Source organism: Pseudomonas sp. NPDC089392, assembly GCF_044749595.1.
Taxonomy (GTDB): domain Bacteria; phylum Pseudomonadota; class Gammaproteobacteria; order Pseudomonadales; family Pseudomonadaceae; genus Aquipseudomonas.
Map to the genome: position 1 here is coordinate 102,701 of NZ_JBIVIF010000007.1, position 18,140 is coordinate 120,840.

Here is an 18,140-nt window from a genome sequence, read left to right on the forward strand (position 1 = left end):
TGAGCGTGTCTTTGATCGCTTCCGACCAATTCCGCATCGTTGTCGGCCTCGGCAAGAGCGGCATGTCCCTGGTTCGCTTCCTGGCGAGCCGGGGCATTGCCTTTGCGGTCGCCGACACCCGCGAGCAACCGCCGGAACTGGACACCCTGCGCCGTGATTACCCGCAGGTGGAAGTGCGCTGTGGTGAGCTGGACGTGGACTTCCTGTGCCGCGCCAACGAGCTGTACGTGAGCCCGGGCCTGGCTCTGGCCACCCCGGCCCTGCAGCAGGCCGCTGCGCGTGGCGTGCAGTTGTCCGGCGACATCGAGCTGTTCGCCCGTTACGCCAAGGCGCCGATCATTGCCATCAGTGGCTCCAACGCCAAGAGCACCGTCACCACCCTGGTCGGCGAAATGGCCGCCAAGGCCGGCAAGCGTGTGGCCGTGGGTGGCAACCTCGGTACCCCGGCGCTGGACCTGCTGGCCGATGATGTCGAGCTGTACGTGCTGGAGCTGTCCAGCTTCCAGCTGGAAACCACCGACCAGCTCAACGCCGAAGTGGCCACCGTGCTGAACATCAGCGAAGACCACATGGACCGCTACAGCGGCCTGCCGGCCTACCACCTGGCCAAGCACCGGATCTTCCGTGGTGCCAAGCAAGTGGTGGTGAACCGCCAGGATGCCCTGAGCCGGCCACTGCCGGTGGAAGGCCGCCCATGCTGGTCCTTTGGCCTCAACCAGCCAGACTTCAAGGCCTTTGGCCTGCGTGAAGCGGATGGCGAAAAATACCTGGCGTTCGAGTTCCAGGCGCTGATGCCAGCACGCGAGCTGAAGGTGCGTGGCGCCCACAACCAGAGCAACGCCCTGGCAGCATTGGCCCTGGGCCATGCCGCAGGCTTGCCATTCGAGCCCATGCTCGAAGCCCTGCGCGAGTTCGGTGGCCTGGCCCACCGTTGCCAATGGGTGCGCGAGCGTAACGGGGTGAACTGGTACGACGATTCCAAGGCCACCAACGTCGGTGCTGCCCTGGCCGCGATCGAAGGCCTGGGTGCCGACATTGAAGGCAAGCTGGTGCTGATCGCCGGTGGCGATGGCAAGGGCGCCGACTTTGCCGCACTGCGCGAACCGGTCAAGCGCTTCTGCCGTGCCGTGGTACTGCTCGGCCGTGATGCCGAGCGCCTGGCCGAAGCCCTGGGCGATGGCGTGCAACTGGTGCGGGTCAAGACCCTTGACGAAGCCGTGCAGCAATGCGCCGAACTGGCCCAGGCCGGCGATGCGGTGCTGCTGTCGCCCGCGTGCGCCAGCCTCGACATGTTCAAGAACTTCGAAGAACGCGGCCGCCTGTTCGCCCAGGCAGCGGGAGGCCTTGCATGATCTTCGGCATCCTCAAGCCCTACCCGTCGCCGCTGATCAGCGGCCGTGGCATCGACCTGGACTTCGCGATGCTCGCCGGCTGCCTGGCACTGCTGGGCCTGGGCCTGGTGATGATCACCTCGGCGTCGTCGGAAGTGGCTGCGGTGCAGTCGGGCAACCCGCTTTACCACATGTTCCGCCATCTGGTGTACGTGGCCATCGGCCTGGTCGCCTGTGGCGCCACCATGTTGGTGCCGATCGCCACCTGGCAACGCATGGGCTTCATGATGCTGCTGGGCGCCTTCGGCCTGCTGGTGCTGGTGCTGGTGCCGGGTATTGGCCGTGAAGTGAACGGCTCGATGCGCTGGATTGGCTTCAGCTTCTTCAACGTCCAGCCTTCGGAAATCGCCAAGGTGTTCGTGGTCGTCTACCTGGCCGGCTACCTGGTACGCCGGCAGACCGAGGTGCGTGAAACCTGGATGGGTTTCTTCAAACCGTTCATCGTGCTGCTGCCCATGGCCGCCCTGCTGCTGATGGAGCCGGACTTCGGCGCCACCGTGGTGATGATGGGCGCGGCTGCGGCCATGCTGTTCCTCGGCGGGGTGGGGCTGTTCCGCTTCAGCCTGATGGTGGTGCTGGCGGTGGTGGCGGTGTTCGTGCTGGTGCAGGCGCAGCCGTACCGGATGGCGCGCCTGATTACCTTTACCGACCCGTGGTCCGACCAGTTCGGTTCGGGCTACCAGCTGACCCAGGCGCTGATTGCCTTCGGCCGTGGCGAGTGGCTGGGTGTTGGCCTGGGCAATAGCGTGCAGAAGCAGTTCTACCTGCCTGAAGCGCATACCGACTTCGTGTTCTCGGTACTGGCCGAAGAGCTCGGCGTGGTCGGCTCGCTGGTGACCATCGCACTGTTCGTGTTCGTTACCGTGCGCGCCCTGTATATCGGCCTGTGGGCCGAAAAGGCCAAGCAATTCTTCGCCGCCTACATGGCTTTCGGCCTGGCCTTCCTGTGGATCGGCCAGTTCCTGATCAACATCGGCGTGAACGTCGGCCTGCTGCCGACCAAGGGCCTGACCTTGCCGTTCCTCAGCTACGGGGGCAGCTCGCTGGTGATCTGTTGCGCCTGTGTGGGGCTGTTGCTGCGCATCGAATGGGAAAGCCGCACACACCTGGGCAGTGAGGAACACGAATTCAGCGAAAGCGATTTTGCCGAGGAGACCACTCATGGCCGCTGACGGCAAGAACGTACTGATCATGGCGGGCGGCACCGGGGGCCACGTGTTCCCGGCCCTGGCCTGCGCCCGTGAGTTCCAGGCGCGCGGTTACAGCGTGCACTGGCTGGGCACCCCGCGTGGTATCGAGAACGAACTGGTGCCGCAGGCTGGCTTGCCGCTGCACCTGATCCAGGTCAGCGGCCTGCGCGGCAAAAGCAAGCTGTCGTTGCTCAAGGCGCCTTTCACCCTGGTCAAGGCCGTGCTGCAGGCGCGGCGCATCATTCGCCAGCTCAAGCCGGTATGCGTACTGGGCTTTGGCGGCTATGTGACCGGCCCCGGCGGTGTGGCTGCGCGGCTGTGCGGCGTGCCGCTGGTGATTCACGAGCAGAACGCCCGTGCCGGCACCGCCAATCGGTTGCTGGTGCCACTCTCGGCGCGGGTCTGCGAAGCTTTCCCGAACACCTTCGAGGCCAGCGACAAACGTCGCACCACCGGCAACCCGGTGCGCCCGGAGCTGTTCATGGACGCGCAACGCGCGCCCCTGGCCGAACGCCGTGCGCGCCTGTTGGTACTCGGCGGCAGCCTGGGTGCGGAACCATTGAACAAATTGTTGCCTAAGGCCCTGTCTGAAGTGCCCGCCGCGCTGCGGCCAGAGGTGTTCCACCAGGCCGGCAAGCAACACGCGCCGATCACCGCCGAGCGTTATCACGAGGTGGGCGTCGCGGCTCAGGTAGAGCCCTTCATCAAGGACATGGCCCAAGCCTATGGCTGGGCCGACATGGTGGTGTGCCGGGCCGGTGCCCTGACTGTCAGCGAACTGGCGGCAGCAGGCCTGCCTTCGATGCTGGTGCCGTTGCCCCACGCAATCGACGACCACCAGACCCACAACGCCCAATATCTGGCCCGGGAAGGCGCTGCCTTCCTCATGCCACAAGCGACAACTGGCGCAGCACAGCTTGCTGAACGCCTGAACGAGGTGCTGATGCAACCCGAAAAACTCAATGTCATGGCAGGCACCGCGCGGCGCCTGGCCAAACCTGCCGCAACCAGCACCGTGGTCGATATCTGCCTGGAGGTGGCCCATGGTTGAGAGCCAGAAAGCCATGCCCCAGCCGAAGATGGGCCGTATCCGCCGTATCCACTTTGTCGGTATCGGCGGCGTGGGCATGTGCGGCATTGCCGAAGTGCTGCTGAACCTGGGCTATGAAGTGTCCGGTTCCGACCTGAAAGCCTCGCCGGTCACCGAGCGCCTGGAGTCGTTTGGCGCCGAGATTTTCGTCGGCCACCGCGCCGAGAACGCCGCCACCGCCGATGTGCTGGTGGTGTCCAGCGCCATCAACCCGGCCAACCCGGAAGTGGCCACCGCCCTTGAGCGGCGCATTCCGGTGGTGCCGCGTGCCGAGATGCTCGCCGAGCTGATGCGCTACCGCCATGGCGTGGCCGTTGCCGGCACCCACGGCAAGACCACCACCACCAGCTTGCTGGCTTCGGTATTCGCCGCCGGCGGCCTGGACCCGACCTTCGTCATCGGTGGCCGCCTGACCGCGGCCGGCACCAATGCCCAGCTGGGCACCAGCCGCTACCTGATCGCCGAAGCGGACGAGAGCGACGCCAGCTTCCTGCACCTGCAGCCGATGGTGGCCGTGGTCACCAACATCGACGCCGACCACATGGCGACCTACGAAGGTGACTTCAACAAGCTGAAGAAAACCTTCGTCGAGTTCCTGCACAACCTGCCGTTCTACGGCCTGGCCGTGATGTGCCTGGACGACCCGGTAGTGCGCGAGATCCTGCCGCAGGTGAAGCGCCCGACCGTGACTTATGGCTTCAGCGAAGAGGCCGACATCCGCGCCATCAACGTGCGCCAGCAAGGCATGCAGACCCACTTCACCGTGCTGCGCCGTGACTGCGAGCCGCTGGAGGTGTCGGTGAACATGCCCGGCAACCACAACGTGCTCAACGCCCTGGCCACTATTGCCATCGCCACTGACGAAGGCATCACCGACGAGGCCATCATCCAGGGCCTGTCCGGCTTCCAGGGCGTAGGCCGACGCTTCCAGGTGTACGGCGAACTGCCGGTCGACGGCGGCAGCGTGATGCTGGTCGACGACTACGGCCACCACCCGACCGAAGTGGCTGCGGTAATCAAGGCTGTGCGCGGTGGCTGGCCAAGCCGCCGCCTGGTGATCGTTTACCAGCCGCACCGCTACAGCCGTACCCGCGACCTGTACGACGATTTCGTCCAGGTGCTGGGTGATGCCAACGTGCTGCTGCTGATGGAGGTGTACCCGGCCGGCGAAGAGCCGATCCCCGGTGCCGACAGCCGCCAGCTGTGCCACAGCATCCGCCAACGCGGCAAGCTTGACCCGATCTACATCGAACGTGGCGTCGAACTGGCGCCGCTGGTCAAGCCGCTGCTGCGCGCTGGCGACATCCTGATCTGCCAAGGTGCCGGTGATGTTGGCGGCCTGGCCCCGCAACTGATGAAAAGCCCGCTGTTCGCTGGCGCCAAGCAGGAGAAGTCGAAATGACCAGCGCCTACGAAAAACTGCACTCGACCCTGGACGTCAAGGCGTTCGGCCGTGTCGCCGTGCTGTACGGTGGCAAGAGTGCCGAGCGTGAAGTGTCGCTGAAGTCTGGCGCTGCGGTGATCGATGCGCTGACCACCGCCGGTGTCGACGTGGTTGCCATCGACGTGGGCGACGACCTGCTCGACCGCCTGCAAAGCGAGAAGATCGACCGCGCCTTCATCATCCTCCACGGCCGTGGCGGTGAAGACGGCAGCATGCAAGGCCTGCTCGAGTGCCTGGGCATCCCCTACACCGGCAGTGGCATCCTTGCCTCGGCGCTGGCCATGGACAAACTGCGCACCAAGCAGGTGTGGCAGAGCCTGGGTATTCCGACCCCGCGCCACGCGGTGTTGGCGAGCGAAAGCGATTGTTTGCAGGCCAGCACGGAACTGGGCTTCCCGCTGATCGTCAAACCCGCCCATGAAGGCTCTAGCATCGGCATGGCCAAGGTGAACAGCGCCCAGGAACTGGTCGCCGCCTGGCAGGACGCTGCCCAATACGATTCCCAGGTACTGGTGGAGCAGTGGATCCACGGCCCGGAGTTCACCATCGCGGTACTGCGCGGCCAGGTGCTGCCGCCGATCGCCTTGGGTACGCCGCACGTGTTCTACGACTACGACGCCAAGTACATCGCCAACGATACCCAGTACCGCATTCCGTGCGGCCTGGATAGCGTCAAGGAACAGGAACTGATCGACCTGACCGCACGCGCCTGCGATGCCATTGGCATCGAAGGCTGGGGGCGGCTGGACGTGATGCAGGACGAGCAGGGCCGGTTCTGGCTGCTCGAAGTCAACACCGCACCCGGCATGACCGACCATAGCCTGGTGCCCATGGCGGCCCGCGCGGCCGGCCTGGACTTCCAGCAACTGGTGCTGGCAATCCTGGCTGAAAGCGTGGCGACGCGAGGTTAATAACCATGCAAGGCGCAATGATACGTCAGCAGCAACCCGTTACCGGCCGCAGCAAGCCGGTGCCGCGTGGTGCCAGCCGGCTGGTGGCCGACGAGCCCGTATCGGCGCGCCTGCCGCGGCCAAGCCTGGGCGGCCTCAAGCGCCTGCTGTGGCCGGTGCTGCTGGTGGCGGCCGGCTTTGGTGCCTACGAGGGCGCCATTCGCCTGATGCCCTATGCCGACCGGCCGATCACCAAGATCGACGTGCAGGGTGACCTCAGCTACATCAGCCAGCAGTCGGTACAGCAGCGTATCGCGCCCTACGTGGCGGCGAGCTTCTTCAGCGTCGACCTGCCGGCGATGCGTGCGGAGCTTGAGCAGATGCCCTGGATCGCCCACGCCGAAGTGCGCCGGGTGTGGCCCGACGAGGTGGTGATCCGGCTGGAAGAACAGCTGCCGGTGGCACGCTGGGGTGACGAAGCCTTGCTCAACAACCAGGGCCAGGCCTTCACCCCGCGCGAACTGGCCAACTACGAGCACCTGCCGCAGCTGGCCGGGCCGCAGCGTGCTCAGCAACAAGTCATGCAGCAGTATCAGGTATTGAGCCAGATGCTGCGCCCCTTGGGCTTTTCCATCGCTCGCCTGGAGCTGCGCGAGCGAGGCAGCTGGTTCCTGACCACGGGCGCGAGCAGCGCCGGGCCAGGCATCGAGCTACTGCTGGGGCGCGACCATCTGGTGGAGAAGATGCGCCGTTTCATTGCCATTTACGACAAGACACTCAAAGACCAGATCACCACTATCGCCCGCATTGATCTGCGTTATTCCAACGGACTTGCCGTTGGTTGGCGGGAACCGATTGCACCGACGACGGCCCAACCCGCCGTTGCGAAGAATTAGAGAGAGGCAGGACCATGGCAAACGCGCATAGCGGCAAAATGATCGTCGGGCTGGACATTGGCACCTCCAAGGTGGTGGCGCTGGTGGGCGAAGTGGGCGAAGACGGCACCCTGGAAATCGTCGGGATCGGTACCCATCCGTCCCGCGGCCTGAAAAAAGGTGTGGTGGTGAACATCGAGTCCACCGTGCAGTCGATCCAGCGCGCTGTGGAAGAAGCGCAGCTGATGGCCGGCTGCCGCATCCACTCGGCGTTCGTCGGCGTGGCCGGCAACCACATCCGCAGCCTGAACTCCCACGGCATCGTCGCCATCCGCGACCGCGAGGTCAGTGTGGCTGACCTGGAGCGCGTGCTCGACGCGGCCCAGGCCGTGGCCATTCCGGCCGACCAGCGCGTGCTGCACACCCTGCCGCAGGACTACGTGATCGACAACCAGGAAGGCGTGCGCGAGCCGCTGGGCATGTCGGGCGTGCGCCTGGAAGCCAAGGTTCACGTGGTCACCTGCGCGGTCAACGCGGCGCAGAACATCGAGAAGTGCGTACGCCGTTGCGGCCTGGAAATCGACGACATCATCCTCGAGCAACTGGCCTCGGCCTACTCGGTGCTGACCGACGATGAAAAAGAGCTGGGCGTTTGCCTGGTGGACATTGGTGGTGGCACCACCGACATCGCCATCTTCACCGAAGGCGCGATCCGTCACACCGCGGTCATCCCGATTGCTGGCGACCAGGTGACCAACGACATCGCCATGGCCCTGCGTACCCCGACCCAGTACGCCGAAGAAATCAAGATCCGCTACGCCTGCGCCCTGGCCAAACTGGCCGGCGCCGGCGAGACCATCAAGGTGCCAAGCGTGGGCGACCGCCCACCGCGCGAGCTGTCGCGCCAGGCCCTGGCCGAGGTCGTGGAGCCGCGTTACGACGAGCTCTTCACCCTGATCCAGGCCGAGCTGCGCCGCAGCGGCTACGAGGACCTGGTGCCAGCCGGCATCGTCCTCACCGGCGGCACCGCGAAGATGGAAGGCGCCGTGGAACTGGCCGAGGAAATCTTCCACATGCCGGTACGCCTGGGCGTACCGCACAGCGTTCGGGGGCTGAGCGACGTGGTGCGCAACCCGATCTATTCCACCGGCGTGGGCTTGCTTACCTACGGCCTGCTGAAGCAGTCCGAGGACATGGTCCTGACCGGTAACACCAACAGCAGCAACAACAGCTATGGCGATGAACCGAAGGCCCCAGTGCTTGAGCGCTTCAAGAAGTGGGTCCAGGGCAACTTCTAAGTTTCAGAGCAGTAGTGGTAGGCGCAACAACTAGAGAACTGTAAGGAGAGGGAAAATGTTCGAGCTCGTAGACAATGTCCCGCAAAGCCCGGTCATCAAGGTGATCGGCGTTGGCGGTGGCGGCGGCAACGCCGTCAACCATATGGTGAAAAGCAGCATCGAAGGCGTCGAGTTCATCTGCGCCAACACCGATGCCCAGGCACTGAAAAACATCGGCGCACGCACCATCCTGCAACTGGGTACCGGCGTGACCAAGGGCCTGGGTGCCGGTGCCAATCCGGAAGTGGGCCGTCAGGCCGCACTGGAAGACCGTGAGCGCATCGCCGAAGTGCTGCAGGGCACCAACATGGTGTTCATCACCACCGGCATGGGTGGCGGGACCGGTACCGGCGCGGCGCCGATCATCGCCGAAGTGGCCAAGGAAATGGGCATTCTCACCGTTGCAGTGGTGACGCGTCCGTTCCCGTTCGAAGGCCGCAAGCGCATGCAGATCGCCGATGAAGGCATCCGCATGCTGGCTGAAAGCGTCGACTCGTTGATCACCATCCCCAACGAGAAACTGCTGACCATCCTGGGCAAGGATGCGAGCCTGCTGTCCGCCTTCGCCAAGGCCGACGACGTGCTGGCCGGTGCCGTGCGCGGTATTTCCGACATCATCAAGCGCCCTGGCATGATCAACGTCGACTTTGCCGACGTGCGCACCGTGATGGGCGAAATGGGCATGGCGATGATGGGTACTGGCTGCGCCAGCGGCCCGAACCGTGCGCGTGAAGCCACCGAAGCGGCTATCCGCAACCCGTTGCTGGAAGACGTCAACCTGCAGGGCGCCCGCGGCATCCTGGTGAACATCACCGCAGGCCCGGACCTGTCGCTGGGTGAATACTCCGACGTGGGTAGCATCATCGAGGCCTTCGCCTCCGACCACGCCATGGTCAAGGTCGGTACCGTGATCGACCCGGACATGCGCGACGAACTGCACGTTACCGTGGTGGCCACTGGTCTGGGCGCGCGCATCGAGAAGCCTGTGAAGGTGGTCGACAACACCCTGCAGACCGCTCAGCAGGTGTACGAAGCCTCCAACCCTGCGCCGGTTCGCCAGGAGCAGCCTGCGGTCAACTACCGTGACCTGGAGCGCCCGACCGTCATGCGCAACCAGGCCCATGCAGGTGCTGCTGCAGCCGCTAAACTGAACCCTCAGGATGACCTGGACTACCTCGATATCCCGGCATTCCTGCGTCGTCAGGCTGATTAATGGAATTTATCAGGGGTATAAAGGTGATTGGTATTCATCAAAGGTTGGGTCTGTTATCATCCCCAGCCTTTGTTGATACCTGTTCGCAATTTGCGCTGAAGCGGCCAATGCCATGATTAAACAACGCACCCTGAAGAATACCATCCGTGCCACAGGTGTCGGTTTGCACTCCGGTGAGAAGGTCTACCTGACCCTCAAGCCTGCACCTGTTGACACCGGCATCGTCTTCCGCCGCGCCGACCTCGACCCTGTGGTCGAAATCCCTGCGCGTGCGGCCAACGTCGGCGAGACAACCATGTCGACGACGCTGGTCAACGGTGACGTCAAGGTCGATACGGTCGAGCACCTGCTCTCCGCCATGGCGGGCCTGGGCATCGATAACGCCTACGTCGAGCTCTCCGCCTCGGAAGTGCCGATCATGGATGGCAGCGCCGGACCTTTTGTATTCCTGATTCAGTCTGCCGGCCTGGAAGAACAGGACGCAGCCAAGAAGTTCATCCGCATCCTGCGTGAGGTAACCGTGGAAGAGGGCGACAAGCGCGCCACTTTCCTGCCTTTCGACGGTTTCAAGGTGAGCTTCGAGATCGACTTCGATCACCCGGTCCTCAAGGGCCAGACCCAGAGTGCGGTCGTCGACTTCTCCAGCACCTCGTTCGTGAAGGAAGTCAGCCGCGCCCGTACCTTCGGCTTCATGCGTGACATCGAGTACCTGCGCAAGCACAACCTTGCGTTGGGTGGCAGTGTCGAGAACGCCATCGTGGTCGACGAGACTGGTGTGCTCAACGAAGACGGCCTTCGTTCCGATGACGAATTCGTCAAGCACAAGATCCTCGACGCCATTGGCGACCTTTACCTGCTGGGCAACAGCCTGATCGGCGAGTTCAAGGGCTACAAGTCCGGCCACGCGCTGAACAACCAGCTGCTGCGCAAGCTGATTGCTGAAACCGATGCCTGGGAAGTGGTCACTTTCGAAGATGCCAGCACGGCACCGATCTCGTACATGCGCCCTGTTGCGGCCGTGTAAGTTCGAACACTCTCTAGTTCATTAAGGCCACCTTCGGGTGGCCTTTTTTATGGGCGGGATTTTTTTGGGGGGGGGCGGGTGTTCGGTTTGGGAGTTAGGGTGGGGCTGCACAGGTGTTCAGTTTGAGTTTTGCAGTGGCGCGGAAATCGAGCGCCGCCCGCGCGGCGCTTCGCGGGGCAAGCCCGCTCCCACATCTGTTTCGGGCCAATCAATTCTGTGAGGCCACCGCTGTCCGCCTTGTTTGTTCCCTTCGATATCGAATGCGCCGCTGCTCAAGCAATCTCAAGCCATGCGCCAAGGGTGCGCGCGCGAAAGGTGCAGGATAGATTGGCCCGAAACAGATGTGGGAGCGGCCTTGTGCCGCGAAGCGCCGCGCGGGCGGCGCTCGATTTCCGCGCCGCTGCAAAACTCAAGGCGATCGCTCTCAGCCCTTCTCCTTCCCCTGAGCATGACCCGCCAACCTCTCCAGCGCCGCCCGCAACCTCGGATCAGCAATCCCCTCGGCAGTATCAAGCAGGCTTTCGGCCGCGGCATTCGACAGCTCGGCAGCATGCCCGCCACGCTTGGCCGGCACCAGCGGCGGTTGCACCTTGTACAGGATGCGCCTGAGGTTGCCGAAGGCTTCCATGGCCTGTAGTGCCGCCAGCAAGCGCTTCTGCTGGTAGCGCAGGCGGGTTGCCCAGTGGCCGTCGGTCACCACCAGCAACAAGGTGCCATCGCGCCATGACGCCACATGGCAGTGCTCGCGGGCGGCCGGTTGCAGCTGGCTTTCCAGCAGGCGCTGCAGGTGTTCCAGGCGTTCAGCCTGGTTCAGCAGCAAGCGCAGCGGGCGCACCTGGCGCAGCAATGCCGAGGGGGGCTGGGCGGGGGAGGGTTTGTAGGCCATGGGGTTACGCAATAGGTTACATGGGCTGCAGTTTAACATCTCTGTTGCCTGTGCCGGCCTCTTCGCGGGTGAACCCGCTCCTACAGGGGTACACCTTTCATGTTGGCAAACCTTGAACTCAGGGAAAATGCCCCTATCTAAGACAGGCCCCCGCCAAAACGCTGTAAAAGCATCGTGGAAATCCACCACTTTCTTCACCATCGTTTCCGGGTAGAATGCTCGTTCGCATGCGGCCTTAGGGCTGCACGGGCGACTCATGGGGCCGCCCTCCATCCCTACGTGTGGAAGATCCTGCCAATATGTTTGCGCCTTTGTTAAAAAAACTTTTTGGAAGCAAGAACGAGCGTGAAGTCAAACGCATGCTCAAGACGGTGAGTATCGTCAATGCCTTCGAAGAGAAGATGGTTGCCCTCTCCGACGAGCAACTGCGGGGCAAGACCGCAGAGTTCAAGGAGCGCTTGGCCAAAGGCGAGACACTGGACCAATTGCTGCCCGAAGCTTTCGCCGTGGCCCGTGAGGCCGGCAAGCGCGTCATGGGCATGCGCCACTTCGACGTGCAGCTGATCGGCGGCATGACCCTGCACGAGGGTATGATCGCAGAAATGCGCACCGGTGAAGGCAAGACCTTGGTCGGTACCCTGGCCGTGTACCTCAACGCGCTGTCCGGCAAGGGCGTGCACGTGGTCACCGTCAACGACTACCTGGCCCGCCGTGACGCCAACTGGATGCGCCCGCTGTACGAGTTCCTCGGCCTGTCCGTGGGCATCGTGTCGGCCTTCCAGCCGCCAGAGGAAAAGCGTGCCGCCTATGCGTCCGACATCACCTACGGCACCAACAACGAATTCGGTTTCGACTACCTGCGCGACAACATGGCGTTCAGCCAGGAAGAGAAGTTCCAGCGTGAACTGAACTTCGCCGTGATCGACGAAGTCGACTCCATCCTCATCGACGAAGCGCGTACCCCGCTGATCATCTCCGGCCAGGCCGAGGACAGCTCCAAGCTGTACATCGAGATCAACCGCCTGATCCCGCGCTTGACCCAGCACATCGAAGAGGTCGAAGGCCAGGTTACCCAGGAAGGCCACTTCACCATTGACGAGAAGAGCCGCCAGGTCGAGCTGAACGAAGCCGGTCACCAGTTCATCGAAGAAATGCTGACCCAATCCGGGCTGCTGGCTGAAGGCGAGAGCCTGTACTCCGCGCACAACCTGGGCTTGCTGACACATGTCTACGCTGGCCTGCGCGCGCACAAGCTGTTCCACCGCAACATCGAGTACATCGTCCAGGACGGCCAGGTCCTGCTGATCGACGAGCACACCGGCCGTACCATGCCAGGCCGCCGCCTGTCCGAAGGCCTGCACCAGGCCATCGAGGCGAAAGAGAACCTGAACATCCAGGCCGAAAGCCAGACCCTGGCGTCGACCACCTTCCAGAACTACTTCCGCCTGTACACCAAGCTGTCCGGCATGACCGGTACCGCCGACACCGAAGCGTTCGAGTTCCAGTCGATCTACGCGCTCAACGTGATGGTCATTCCGCCGAACAAGCCGCTGGCGCGTAAAGACTTCAACGACCTGGTGTACCTGACCGCCGACGAGAAATACGCCGCGATCATTGCCGACATCAAGGAGAGCATGACCCAGGGCCGACCGATTCTGGTGGGTACTGCGACCATCGAAACCTCCGAGCACATGTCGAACCTGCTGAAAAAGGAAGGCATCGACCACAAGGTACTGAACGCCAAGTACCACGAGAAGGAAGCCGAGATTATCGCGCAGGCCGGTGCTCCGGGTGCGCTGACCATCGCCACCAACATGGCCGGCCGTGGTACCGACATCCTGTTGGGTGGTAACTGGGAAGCCGAAGTAGCCGCCCTGGAAAGCCCGACCGCCGAGCAGATCGCCCAGATCAAGGCCGACTGGCAGAAGCGTCACCAGCAGGTGATCGAAGCCGGTGGCCTGCATGTGATCGCCTCCGAGCGCCACGAATCGCGCCGTATCGACAACCAGTTGCGTGGTCGTTCCGGTCGTCAGGGTGACCCGGGCTCCAGCCGCTTCTACCTGTCGCTGGAAGACAGCCTGATGCGCATCTTCGCCTCTGACCGGGTGAAGAACTTCATGAAGGCACTGGGCATGCAGTCGGGCGAGGCCATCGAACACCGCATGGTCACCAACGCCATCGAAAAGGCCCAGCGCAAGGTCGAGGGCCGCAACTTCGACATTCGTAAGCAATTGCTCGAATACGACGACGTGGCCAACGAGCAGCGCAAGGTGATCTACCACATGCGCAACAGCCTGCTGGCCGCCGAGAACATCGGCGACACCATCGTCGAATTCCGCCAGGAAGTGCTGGACGCTACCATCAGCCAGCACATTCCGCCGCAATCGCTGCCAGAGCAGTGGGACGTGGCCGGCCTGGAAGCGTCGCTGGCCAGCGATTTCGCCATGAAGCTGCCGATCCAGCAGTGGCTTGACGAGGACGACCACCTCTACGAAGAGACCCTGCGCGAGAAGCTGCTGAGCGAGATCACCACCGCCTACACCGAGAAGGAAGACCAGGCTGGTATCGAAGCCCTGCGTACCTTCGAGAAGCAGATCCTGCTGCGCGTACTGGACGACCTGTGGAAAGACCACCTGTCGACCATGGACCACCTGCGTCATGGTATTCACCTGCGTGGTTATGCGCAGAAGAACCCGAAGCAGGAGTACAAACGCGAGTCCTTCAACCTGTTCCAGGAGCTGCTGGAGTCGATCAAGCGCGACACCATCCGCGTGCTGTCGCACGTTCAGGTGCGCCGCGAAGACCCGGCCGAAGAAGAAGCTCGCCTGCGCCGCGAGGCCGAAGAGCTGGCTAGCCGCATGCAGTTCCAGCATGCCGCAGCCCCGGGCCTTGAAAGCGAGCAGCTGAGCGAGGAGGGTGCCGAAGTGGCAGTAGCCTCGGCGCCGGTGCGCAACGACCAGAAGCTGGGCCGCAACGAGCCGTGCTGGTGTGGTTCGGGCAAGAAGTTCAAGCATTGCCATGGTCAGATCGAGTGATCTGATTCATTCGCTGTAACGTGACAAACCGGGGGCCGCTTTGCGGCCCATTCGCGGCACAAGGCCGCTCCTACAGGGACCGCGCCCGACCCAATGGTTGCGATGTCCCTGTAGGAGCGGCCTTGTGCCGCGAATGGGGCGCGAAGCGGCCCCGCTCTTCAATCACCTGTTCACCGTATTTTCTAGGAGCGCTCTAATGGCTGTTGGTCTTGGTCCTTTGCCCACCCTGCACCCGGTTCCGGGTTTTGAACTCGGCATCGCTTCTGCCGGCATCAAGCGCCCGGGGCGCAAGGATGTGGTGGTCATGCGCTGTGCCGAAGGCTCCAGCGTGGCTGGTGTGTTCACCCTCAACGCCTTCTGCGCAGCGCCAGTGATCCTGTCCAAGCAGCGTGTACAGGGCACCGTGCGCTACCTGCTGACCAACACCGGTAACGCCAACGCCGGTACCGGCGCGCCAGGCCTGGCCGCCGCCGAGCGTACCTGCGCCAAGCTGGCCGAACTCACCGGCGTGCCGGCCGAGTCGGTACTGCCGTTCTCCACCGGCGTAATCGGTGAGCCGCTGCCGGTCGAGAAGATCGAAGGCGCACTGCAGGCTGCCCTCGACAACCTGTCGGAAAACCACTGGGCTGAAGCCGCCACCGGCATCATGACCACCGACACCCTGCCTAAAGGCGCCAGCCGCCAGTTCCAGCACGATGGTGTGACCGTTACCGTCACCGGCATCAGCAAGGGTGCAGGCATGATCCGCCCGAACATGGCGACCATGCTCGGTTACATCGCTACCGACGCCAAAGTTGCCCCGGCGGTGCTCAAGGACCTGATGCTGGACGGCGCCAACAAATCGTTCAACCGCATCACCATCGATGGCGACACCTCGACCAACGACTGCTGCATGCTGATTGCCACCGGCAAGGCCAACCTGCCGGAAGTCACCGAAGCCAGCGGCGCGCTGTTCGAAGCGCTGAAAAAGGCCGTGTTCGAAGTGTGCATGGAAGTGGCCCAGGCCATCGTCCGTGATGGCGAAGGCGCGACCAAGTTCGTTACCGTGCAGGTCAACGGTGGTGGTAACCACCAGGAATGCCTGGATGTCGGCTATGCCGTGGCCCACTCGCCGCTGATCAAGACCGCACTGTTCGCCTCCGACCCGAACTGGGGCCGTATCCTCGCTGCCGTTGGCCGTGCTGGCGTGCCGGAACTGGATGTGAGCCTGATCGACGTGTACCTGGACAGCGTATGCATCGCCAGCCAGGGCGGCCGCAGCCCGAGCTACACCGAAGCGCAGGGTTCGGCAGTGATGGCCCAGGAAGAAATCACCATCCGTATCGAGCTGGGCCGTGGCCAGTGCAGCGAAACCATCTGGACTACCGACCTGTCCCACGAGTACGTGAAGATCAACGCCGAGTACCGTACCTGATTTAATGCTGGGGCCGCTTCGCGGCCCTTCGCGCCGAACCGCCGCGAAGGGCTGCAAAGCAGCCCCAAAAATCCCAGATACATGGAGCCGAACCATGAGCTATCACCTGATCATCGGCGACAAGCTGTACTCCTCCTGGTCGCTGCGTGGCGCCCTGGCCCTCGAACTGGCCGGCGTACCCTACGAAGAAACCCTGATCAAACTCAACCAGCCTGACACCCGTCAGCGCCTTCTCGCCTATTCCGCTACCGGCAAGGTACCGCTGCTCAAGAGCGAGCACGGTGTTATTGCCGACTCGCTGGCGATTGCCGAATACCTCAACGAACAGCATCCCGAGGCCCAGCTGTGGCCTGCTGACGTGGCGGCCCGGGCCCAGGCCCGCTCGGCCTGCGCGCAGATGCACAGTGGCTTCTTCGCCCTGCGCGGTGCCATGCCGTTCGACCTGTCGCGTGACCAGGCGCTGGACAACATGCCGTTGGACGTACAGATCGACATCGACCGGATCGTCGCGCTGTGGTCCGAATGCCGCCTGGTAGCCAAGGACAACGGCCCGTTCCTGTTCGGCAAGCCGAGCCTGGCCGATGCGTTCTTCGCCCCGGTGGCCGTGCGCTTGCGCACCTACCGTGTGGAAGTGCCTGCGCAGGCTGCGGCCTACATCGAGACCATTTACCAGTGGCCAGCCTTCCAGGCCTGGCAGCAGGCTGGCCTGGCGGAGCGTGAAGTGTGAAACGGATTCATGTAGTAGCCGCCGTCATTCGCGGTACTGATGGCCGCATTCTGATTGCCCGCCGTGCCGATACCCAGCACCAGGGCGGCCTGTGGGAGTTCCCCGGTGGCAAGGTGGAAGAGGGCGAAAGCGTCGAAGCGGCGCTGGCCCGCGAGCTGCGCGAGGAGCTGGGCATCGAGGTAACCCGTTCGCGTGCGCTGATCAAGGTCAGCCATGACTACCCAGACAAGCAGGTGCTGCTGGATGTGCGCGAAGTCGAGGCGTTCACTGGCGAACCGCATGGCGCCGAGGGCCAGCCGCTGGAGTGGGTTGCCCCGCGTGATTTGCCGCAATACGAATTTCCCGAGGCCAACAAGCCGATCGTCGCTGCCGCGCGCCTGCCGGACCAGTACCTGATTACCCCGGATGGCCTGGAAGTGCCGCAGATGCTCAAGGGCATCCAGAAGGCGGTGGCCAACGGCATTCGCCTGATCCAGCTGCGTGCCCCGGACATGTACGACCCCAAGTACCGCGATGTGGCGGTGGATGCGGTCGGGCTGTGTGGGGGCAAGGCGCAGCTGATGCTCAAGGGGCCGCTGGAGTGGCTGGGGGACTTCCCTTCGGCGGGTTGGCACCTGACGGCTGCGCAACTGCGCAAGTACGCGGCCAAGGGCCGGCCGTTCCCCAAGGAACGCTGGCTGGCGGCGTCCTGCCACAGCGCCGAAGAACTGGCGCTGGCCGAGCAGATGGGTGTGGACTTTGTCACCTTGTCGCCGGTGCAGGCGACCCAGACTCACCCCGAGGCGGTGCCGCTGGGCTGGGAAGAGGCGCAGCGTTTGATTGCCGGGTTCAGCAAGCCGGTGTACCTGCTGGGTGGGGTCGGGCCGGGTGAGCGCGAGCAGGCTTGGGATGCCGGGGCGCAGGGTGTGGCCGGGATCCGGGCGTTCTGGCCTGAAGCCTGAGTAATTGGGGCCCCTGTGGGAGCGGGTTTACCCGCGAACACCGGCGCAGCCGGTGCCATACACCGCGTTGGATTCTTCGCGGGTAAACCCGCTCCCACAGGGAATCGCTTAGATATCAGCCTTTGCGTTGCTCTGCAGGCTGCCACAAAACCTCTGCAATCCCCTGCCGCCGCCCAATGATCCGCGCCACCACAAACAGCAAATCCGAAAGCCGGTTGATATACGCCAACCCAACCCCCTCCAACGGTTCCACGGCATTCAACTGCTGACAGCGCCGCTCGGCACTGCGCGCCAGGCTACGACACACGTGCGCCTGCGCCACCAACATAGAACCACTGGGCAAGATGAAGTTCTTCAACGGCCCCAGCTCCTCATTCCACACATCGATGGCTGCCTCCAGGCGCTCCACCTCCGCCAGGTTCAACGCCTGGTAACTGGGCATCGCCAGCTCCCCGCCCAGGTCGAACAGGCGGTGCTGGCAGGGCGCCAACACCGTGCTCACCTCATCCAGCCCTTGTTCGGTCAGCCCTGCCAGTAGCACGCCCAACTGGCTGTTCAGGCTGTCTACCTCGCCCATTGCCTCGACCCGTGGGTGGTCCTTGGGCACCCGGCGCCCGTCGCCCAGGCCGGTTTCGCCCTTGTCGCCGGTGCGGGTGTAGATTTTTGACAGGCGGTAGCCCATG

The 18,140-nt window shown here is 63.6% G+C and carries 15 protein-coding genes; 13 read left to right on the forward strand and 2 right to left on the reverse strand.

All coding sequences use genetic code 11. The features are described from left to right. The first annotated feature begins 5 nt into the window (after positions 1-5). The 9 genes from murD (at position 6) to lpxC (ending at position 10,454) form a co-directional block, all read left to right on the forward strand. Positions 6-1,352 (forward strand): UDP-N-acetylmuramoyl-L-alanine--D-glutamate ligase, encoded by a 1,347-nt coding sequence (gene murD / locus ACIP1G_RS09350; protein WP_400735751.1) that lies wholly within the window; start codon positions 6-8, stop codon positions 1,350-1,352. Continuing rightward, entirely contained in the window at positions 1,349-2,563 is a 1,215-nt protein-coding gene (gene ftsW / locus ACIP1G_RS09355; RefSeq protein WP_400735754.1) for a putative lipid II flippase FtsW, read from the forward strand. The genes murD and ftsW overlap by 4 nt, the downstream gene beginning before the upstream one ends. Further along, positions 2,553-3,632 (forward strand): undecaprenyldiphospho-muramoylpentapeptide beta-N-acetylglucosaminyltransferase, encoded by a 1,080-nt coding sequence (gene murG / locus ACIP1G_RS09360; RefSeq protein WP_400735757.1) that lies wholly within the window; start codon positions 2,553-2,555, stop codon positions 3,630-3,632. Before ftsW ends, murG begins: the two co-directional genes overlap by 11 nt. Continuing rightward, entirely contained in the window at positions 3,625-5,073 is a 1,449-nt protein-coding gene (gene murC / locus ACIP1G_RS09365) for a UDP-N-acetylmuramate--L-alanine ligase (RefSeq protein ID WP_400735760.1), read from the forward strand. The genes murG and murC overlap by 8 nt, the downstream gene beginning before the upstream one ends. Then, on the forward strand, positions 5,070-6,026 hold the full coding sequence (locus ACIP1G_RS09370) for a D-alanine--D-alanine ligase (RefSeq protein ID WP_400735763.1): 957 nt from the start codon (positions 5,070-5,072) through the stop codon (positions 6,024-6,026). Before murC ends, ACIP1G_RS09370 begins: the two co-directional genes overlap by 4 nt. Positions 6,027-6,031: 5 nt before the next feature. Beyond that, a complete protein-coding gene (locus tag ACIP1G_RS09375; protein ID WP_012274056.1) occupies positions 6,032-6,901 on the forward strand; it encodes a cell division protein FtsQ/DivIB in 870 nt (289 codons plus the stop codon). Positions 6,902-6,915: 14 nt separating this feature from the next. Next, positions 6,916-8,178 (forward strand): cell division protein FtsA, encoded by a 1,263-nt coding sequence (ftsA, locus tag ACIP1G_RS09380; protein ID WP_201202066.1) that lies wholly within the window; start codon positions 6,916-6,918, stop codon positions 8,176-8,178. Positions 8,179-8,233: 55 nt separating this feature from the next. After that, positions 8,234-9,430 carry a cell division protein FtsZ gene (gene ftsZ, locus ACIP1G_RS09385; RefSeq protein WP_003260772.1) on the forward strand — a complete coding sequence of 399 codons (1,197 nt, stop codon included), beginning with the start codon at positions 8,234-8,236 and terminating at the stop codon, positions 9,428-9,430. A 112-nt stretch (positions 9,431-9,542) separates the two neighbouring features. Next, positions 9,543-10,454, forward strand: coding sequence for a UDP-3-O-acyl-N-acetylglucosamine deacetylase (lpxC, locus tag ACIP1G_RS09390; protein WP_003260771.1), 912 nt, complete (start codon positions 9,543-9,545; stop codon positions 10,452-10,454). A 424-nt stretch (positions 10,455-10,878) separates the two neighbouring features. On the opposite strand, the gene ACIP1G_RS09395 is transcribed toward lpxC, so the two are convergent. Then, positions 10,879-11,340, reverse strand: a complete 462-nt coding sequence (locus tag ACIP1G_RS09395) for a DUF721 domain-containing protein (protein ID WP_400735767.1) — start codon at positions 11,338-11,340, stop codon at positions 10,879-10,881. A gap of 299 nt (positions 11,341-11,639) precedes the next feature. On the opposite strand from ACIP1G_RS09395, the gene secA reads away from it, so the two are divergent. From secA to ACIP1G_RS09415, 4 genes are all read left to right on the forward strand, one after another. Next, positions 11,640-14,375, forward strand: coding sequence for a preprotein translocase subunit SecA (secA, locus tag ACIP1G_RS09400; protein ID WP_400735770.1), 2,736 nt, complete (start codon positions 11,640-11,642; stop codon positions 14,373-14,375). A 196-nt stretch (positions 14,376-14,571) separates the two neighbouring features. Further along, positions 14,572-15,789 carry a bifunctional glutamate N-acetyltransferase/amino-acid acetyltransferase ArgJ gene (argJ, locus tag ACIP1G_RS09405; protein ID WP_027917987.1) on the forward strand — a complete coding sequence of 406 codons (1,218 nt, stop codon included), beginning with the start codon at positions 14,572-14,574 and terminating at the stop codon, positions 15,787-15,789. Positions 15,790-15,883: 94 nt separating this feature from the next. Further along, entirely contained in the window at positions 15,884-16,516 is a 633-nt protein-coding gene (locus ACIP1G_RS09410) for a glutathione S-transferase family protein (protein ID WP_400735773.1), read from the forward strand. Next, complete coding sequence (locus ACIP1G_RS09415) at positions 16,513-17,457, forward strand: Nudix family hydrolase (RefSeq protein ID WP_400735776.1); 945 nt, start codon at positions 16,513-16,515, stop codon at positions 17,455-17,457. Before ACIP1G_RS09410 ends, ACIP1G_RS09415 begins: the two co-directional genes overlap by 4 nt. Positions 17,458-17,572: 115 nt before the next feature. Here ACIP1G_RS09415 and ACIP1G_RS09420 read toward each other — a convergent pair whose 3' ends face one another. Next, positions 17,573-18,139: a cob(I)yrinic acid a,c-diamide adenosyltransferase gene (locus ACIP1G_RS09420; protein WP_400735779.1), complete on the reverse strand. Its 567-nt coding sequence runs from the start codon at positions 18,137-18,139 to the stop codon at positions 17,573-17,575. Between the last annotated feature and the right edge of the window lies 1 nt (position 18,140).

Excerpts from the sequence above, each read along its gene's own strand:
- ACIP1G_RS09395 (WP_400735767.1), bottom strand. The coding sequence starts at position 11,340 with ATGGCCTACAAACCCTCCCCCGCCCAGCCCCCCTCGGCATTGCTGCGC.
- murC (WP_400735760.1), top strand. The coding sequence starts at position 3,625 with ATGGTTGAGAGCCAGAAAGCCATGCCCCAGCCGAAGATGGGCCGTATC.
- ftsW (WP_400735754.1), top strand. The coding sequence starts at position 1,349 with ATGATCTTCGGCATCCTCAAGCCCTACCCGTCGCCGCTGATCAGCGGC.
- ACIP1G_RS09410 (WP_400735773.1), top strand. The coding sequence starts at position 15,884 with ATGAGCTATCACCTGATCATCGGCGACAAGCTGTACTCCTCCTGGTCG.
- ACIP1G_RS09420 (WP_400735779.1), bottom strand. The coding sequence starts at position 18,139 with ATGGGCTACCGCCTGTCAAAAATCTACACCCGCACCGGCGACAAGGGC.
- argJ (WP_027917987.1), top strand. The coding sequence starts at position 14,572 with ATGGCTGTTGGTCTTGGTCCTTTGCCCACCCTGCACCCGGTTCCGGGT.
- ftsA (WP_201202066.1), top strand. The coding sequence starts at position 6,916 with ATGGCAAACGCGCATAGCGGCAAAATGATCGTCGGGCTGGACATTGGC.
- secA (WP_400735770.1), top strand. The coding sequence starts at position 11,640 with ATGTTTGCGCCTTTGTTAAAAAAACTTTTTGGAAGCAAGAACGAGCGT.
- murG (WP_400735757.1), top strand. The coding sequence starts at position 2,553 with ATGGCCGCTGACGGCAAGAACGTACTGATCATGGCGGGCGGCACCGGG.
- ACIP1G_RS09375 (WP_012274056.1), top strand. The coding sequence starts at position 6,032 with ATGCAAGGCGCAATGATACGTCAGCAGCAACCCGTTACCGGCCGCAGC.
- lpxC (WP_003260771.1), top strand. The coding sequence starts at position 9,543 with ATGATTAAACAACGCACCCTGAAGAATACCATCCGTGCCACAGGTGTC.
- ftsZ (WP_003260772.1), top strand. The coding sequence starts at position 8,234 with ATGTTCGAGCTCGTAGACAATGTCCCGCAAAGCCCGGTCATCAAGGTG.
- ACIP1G_RS09370 (WP_400735763.1), top strand. The coding sequence starts at position 5,070 with ATGACCAGCGCCTACGAAAAACTGCACTCGACCCTGGACGTCAAGGCG.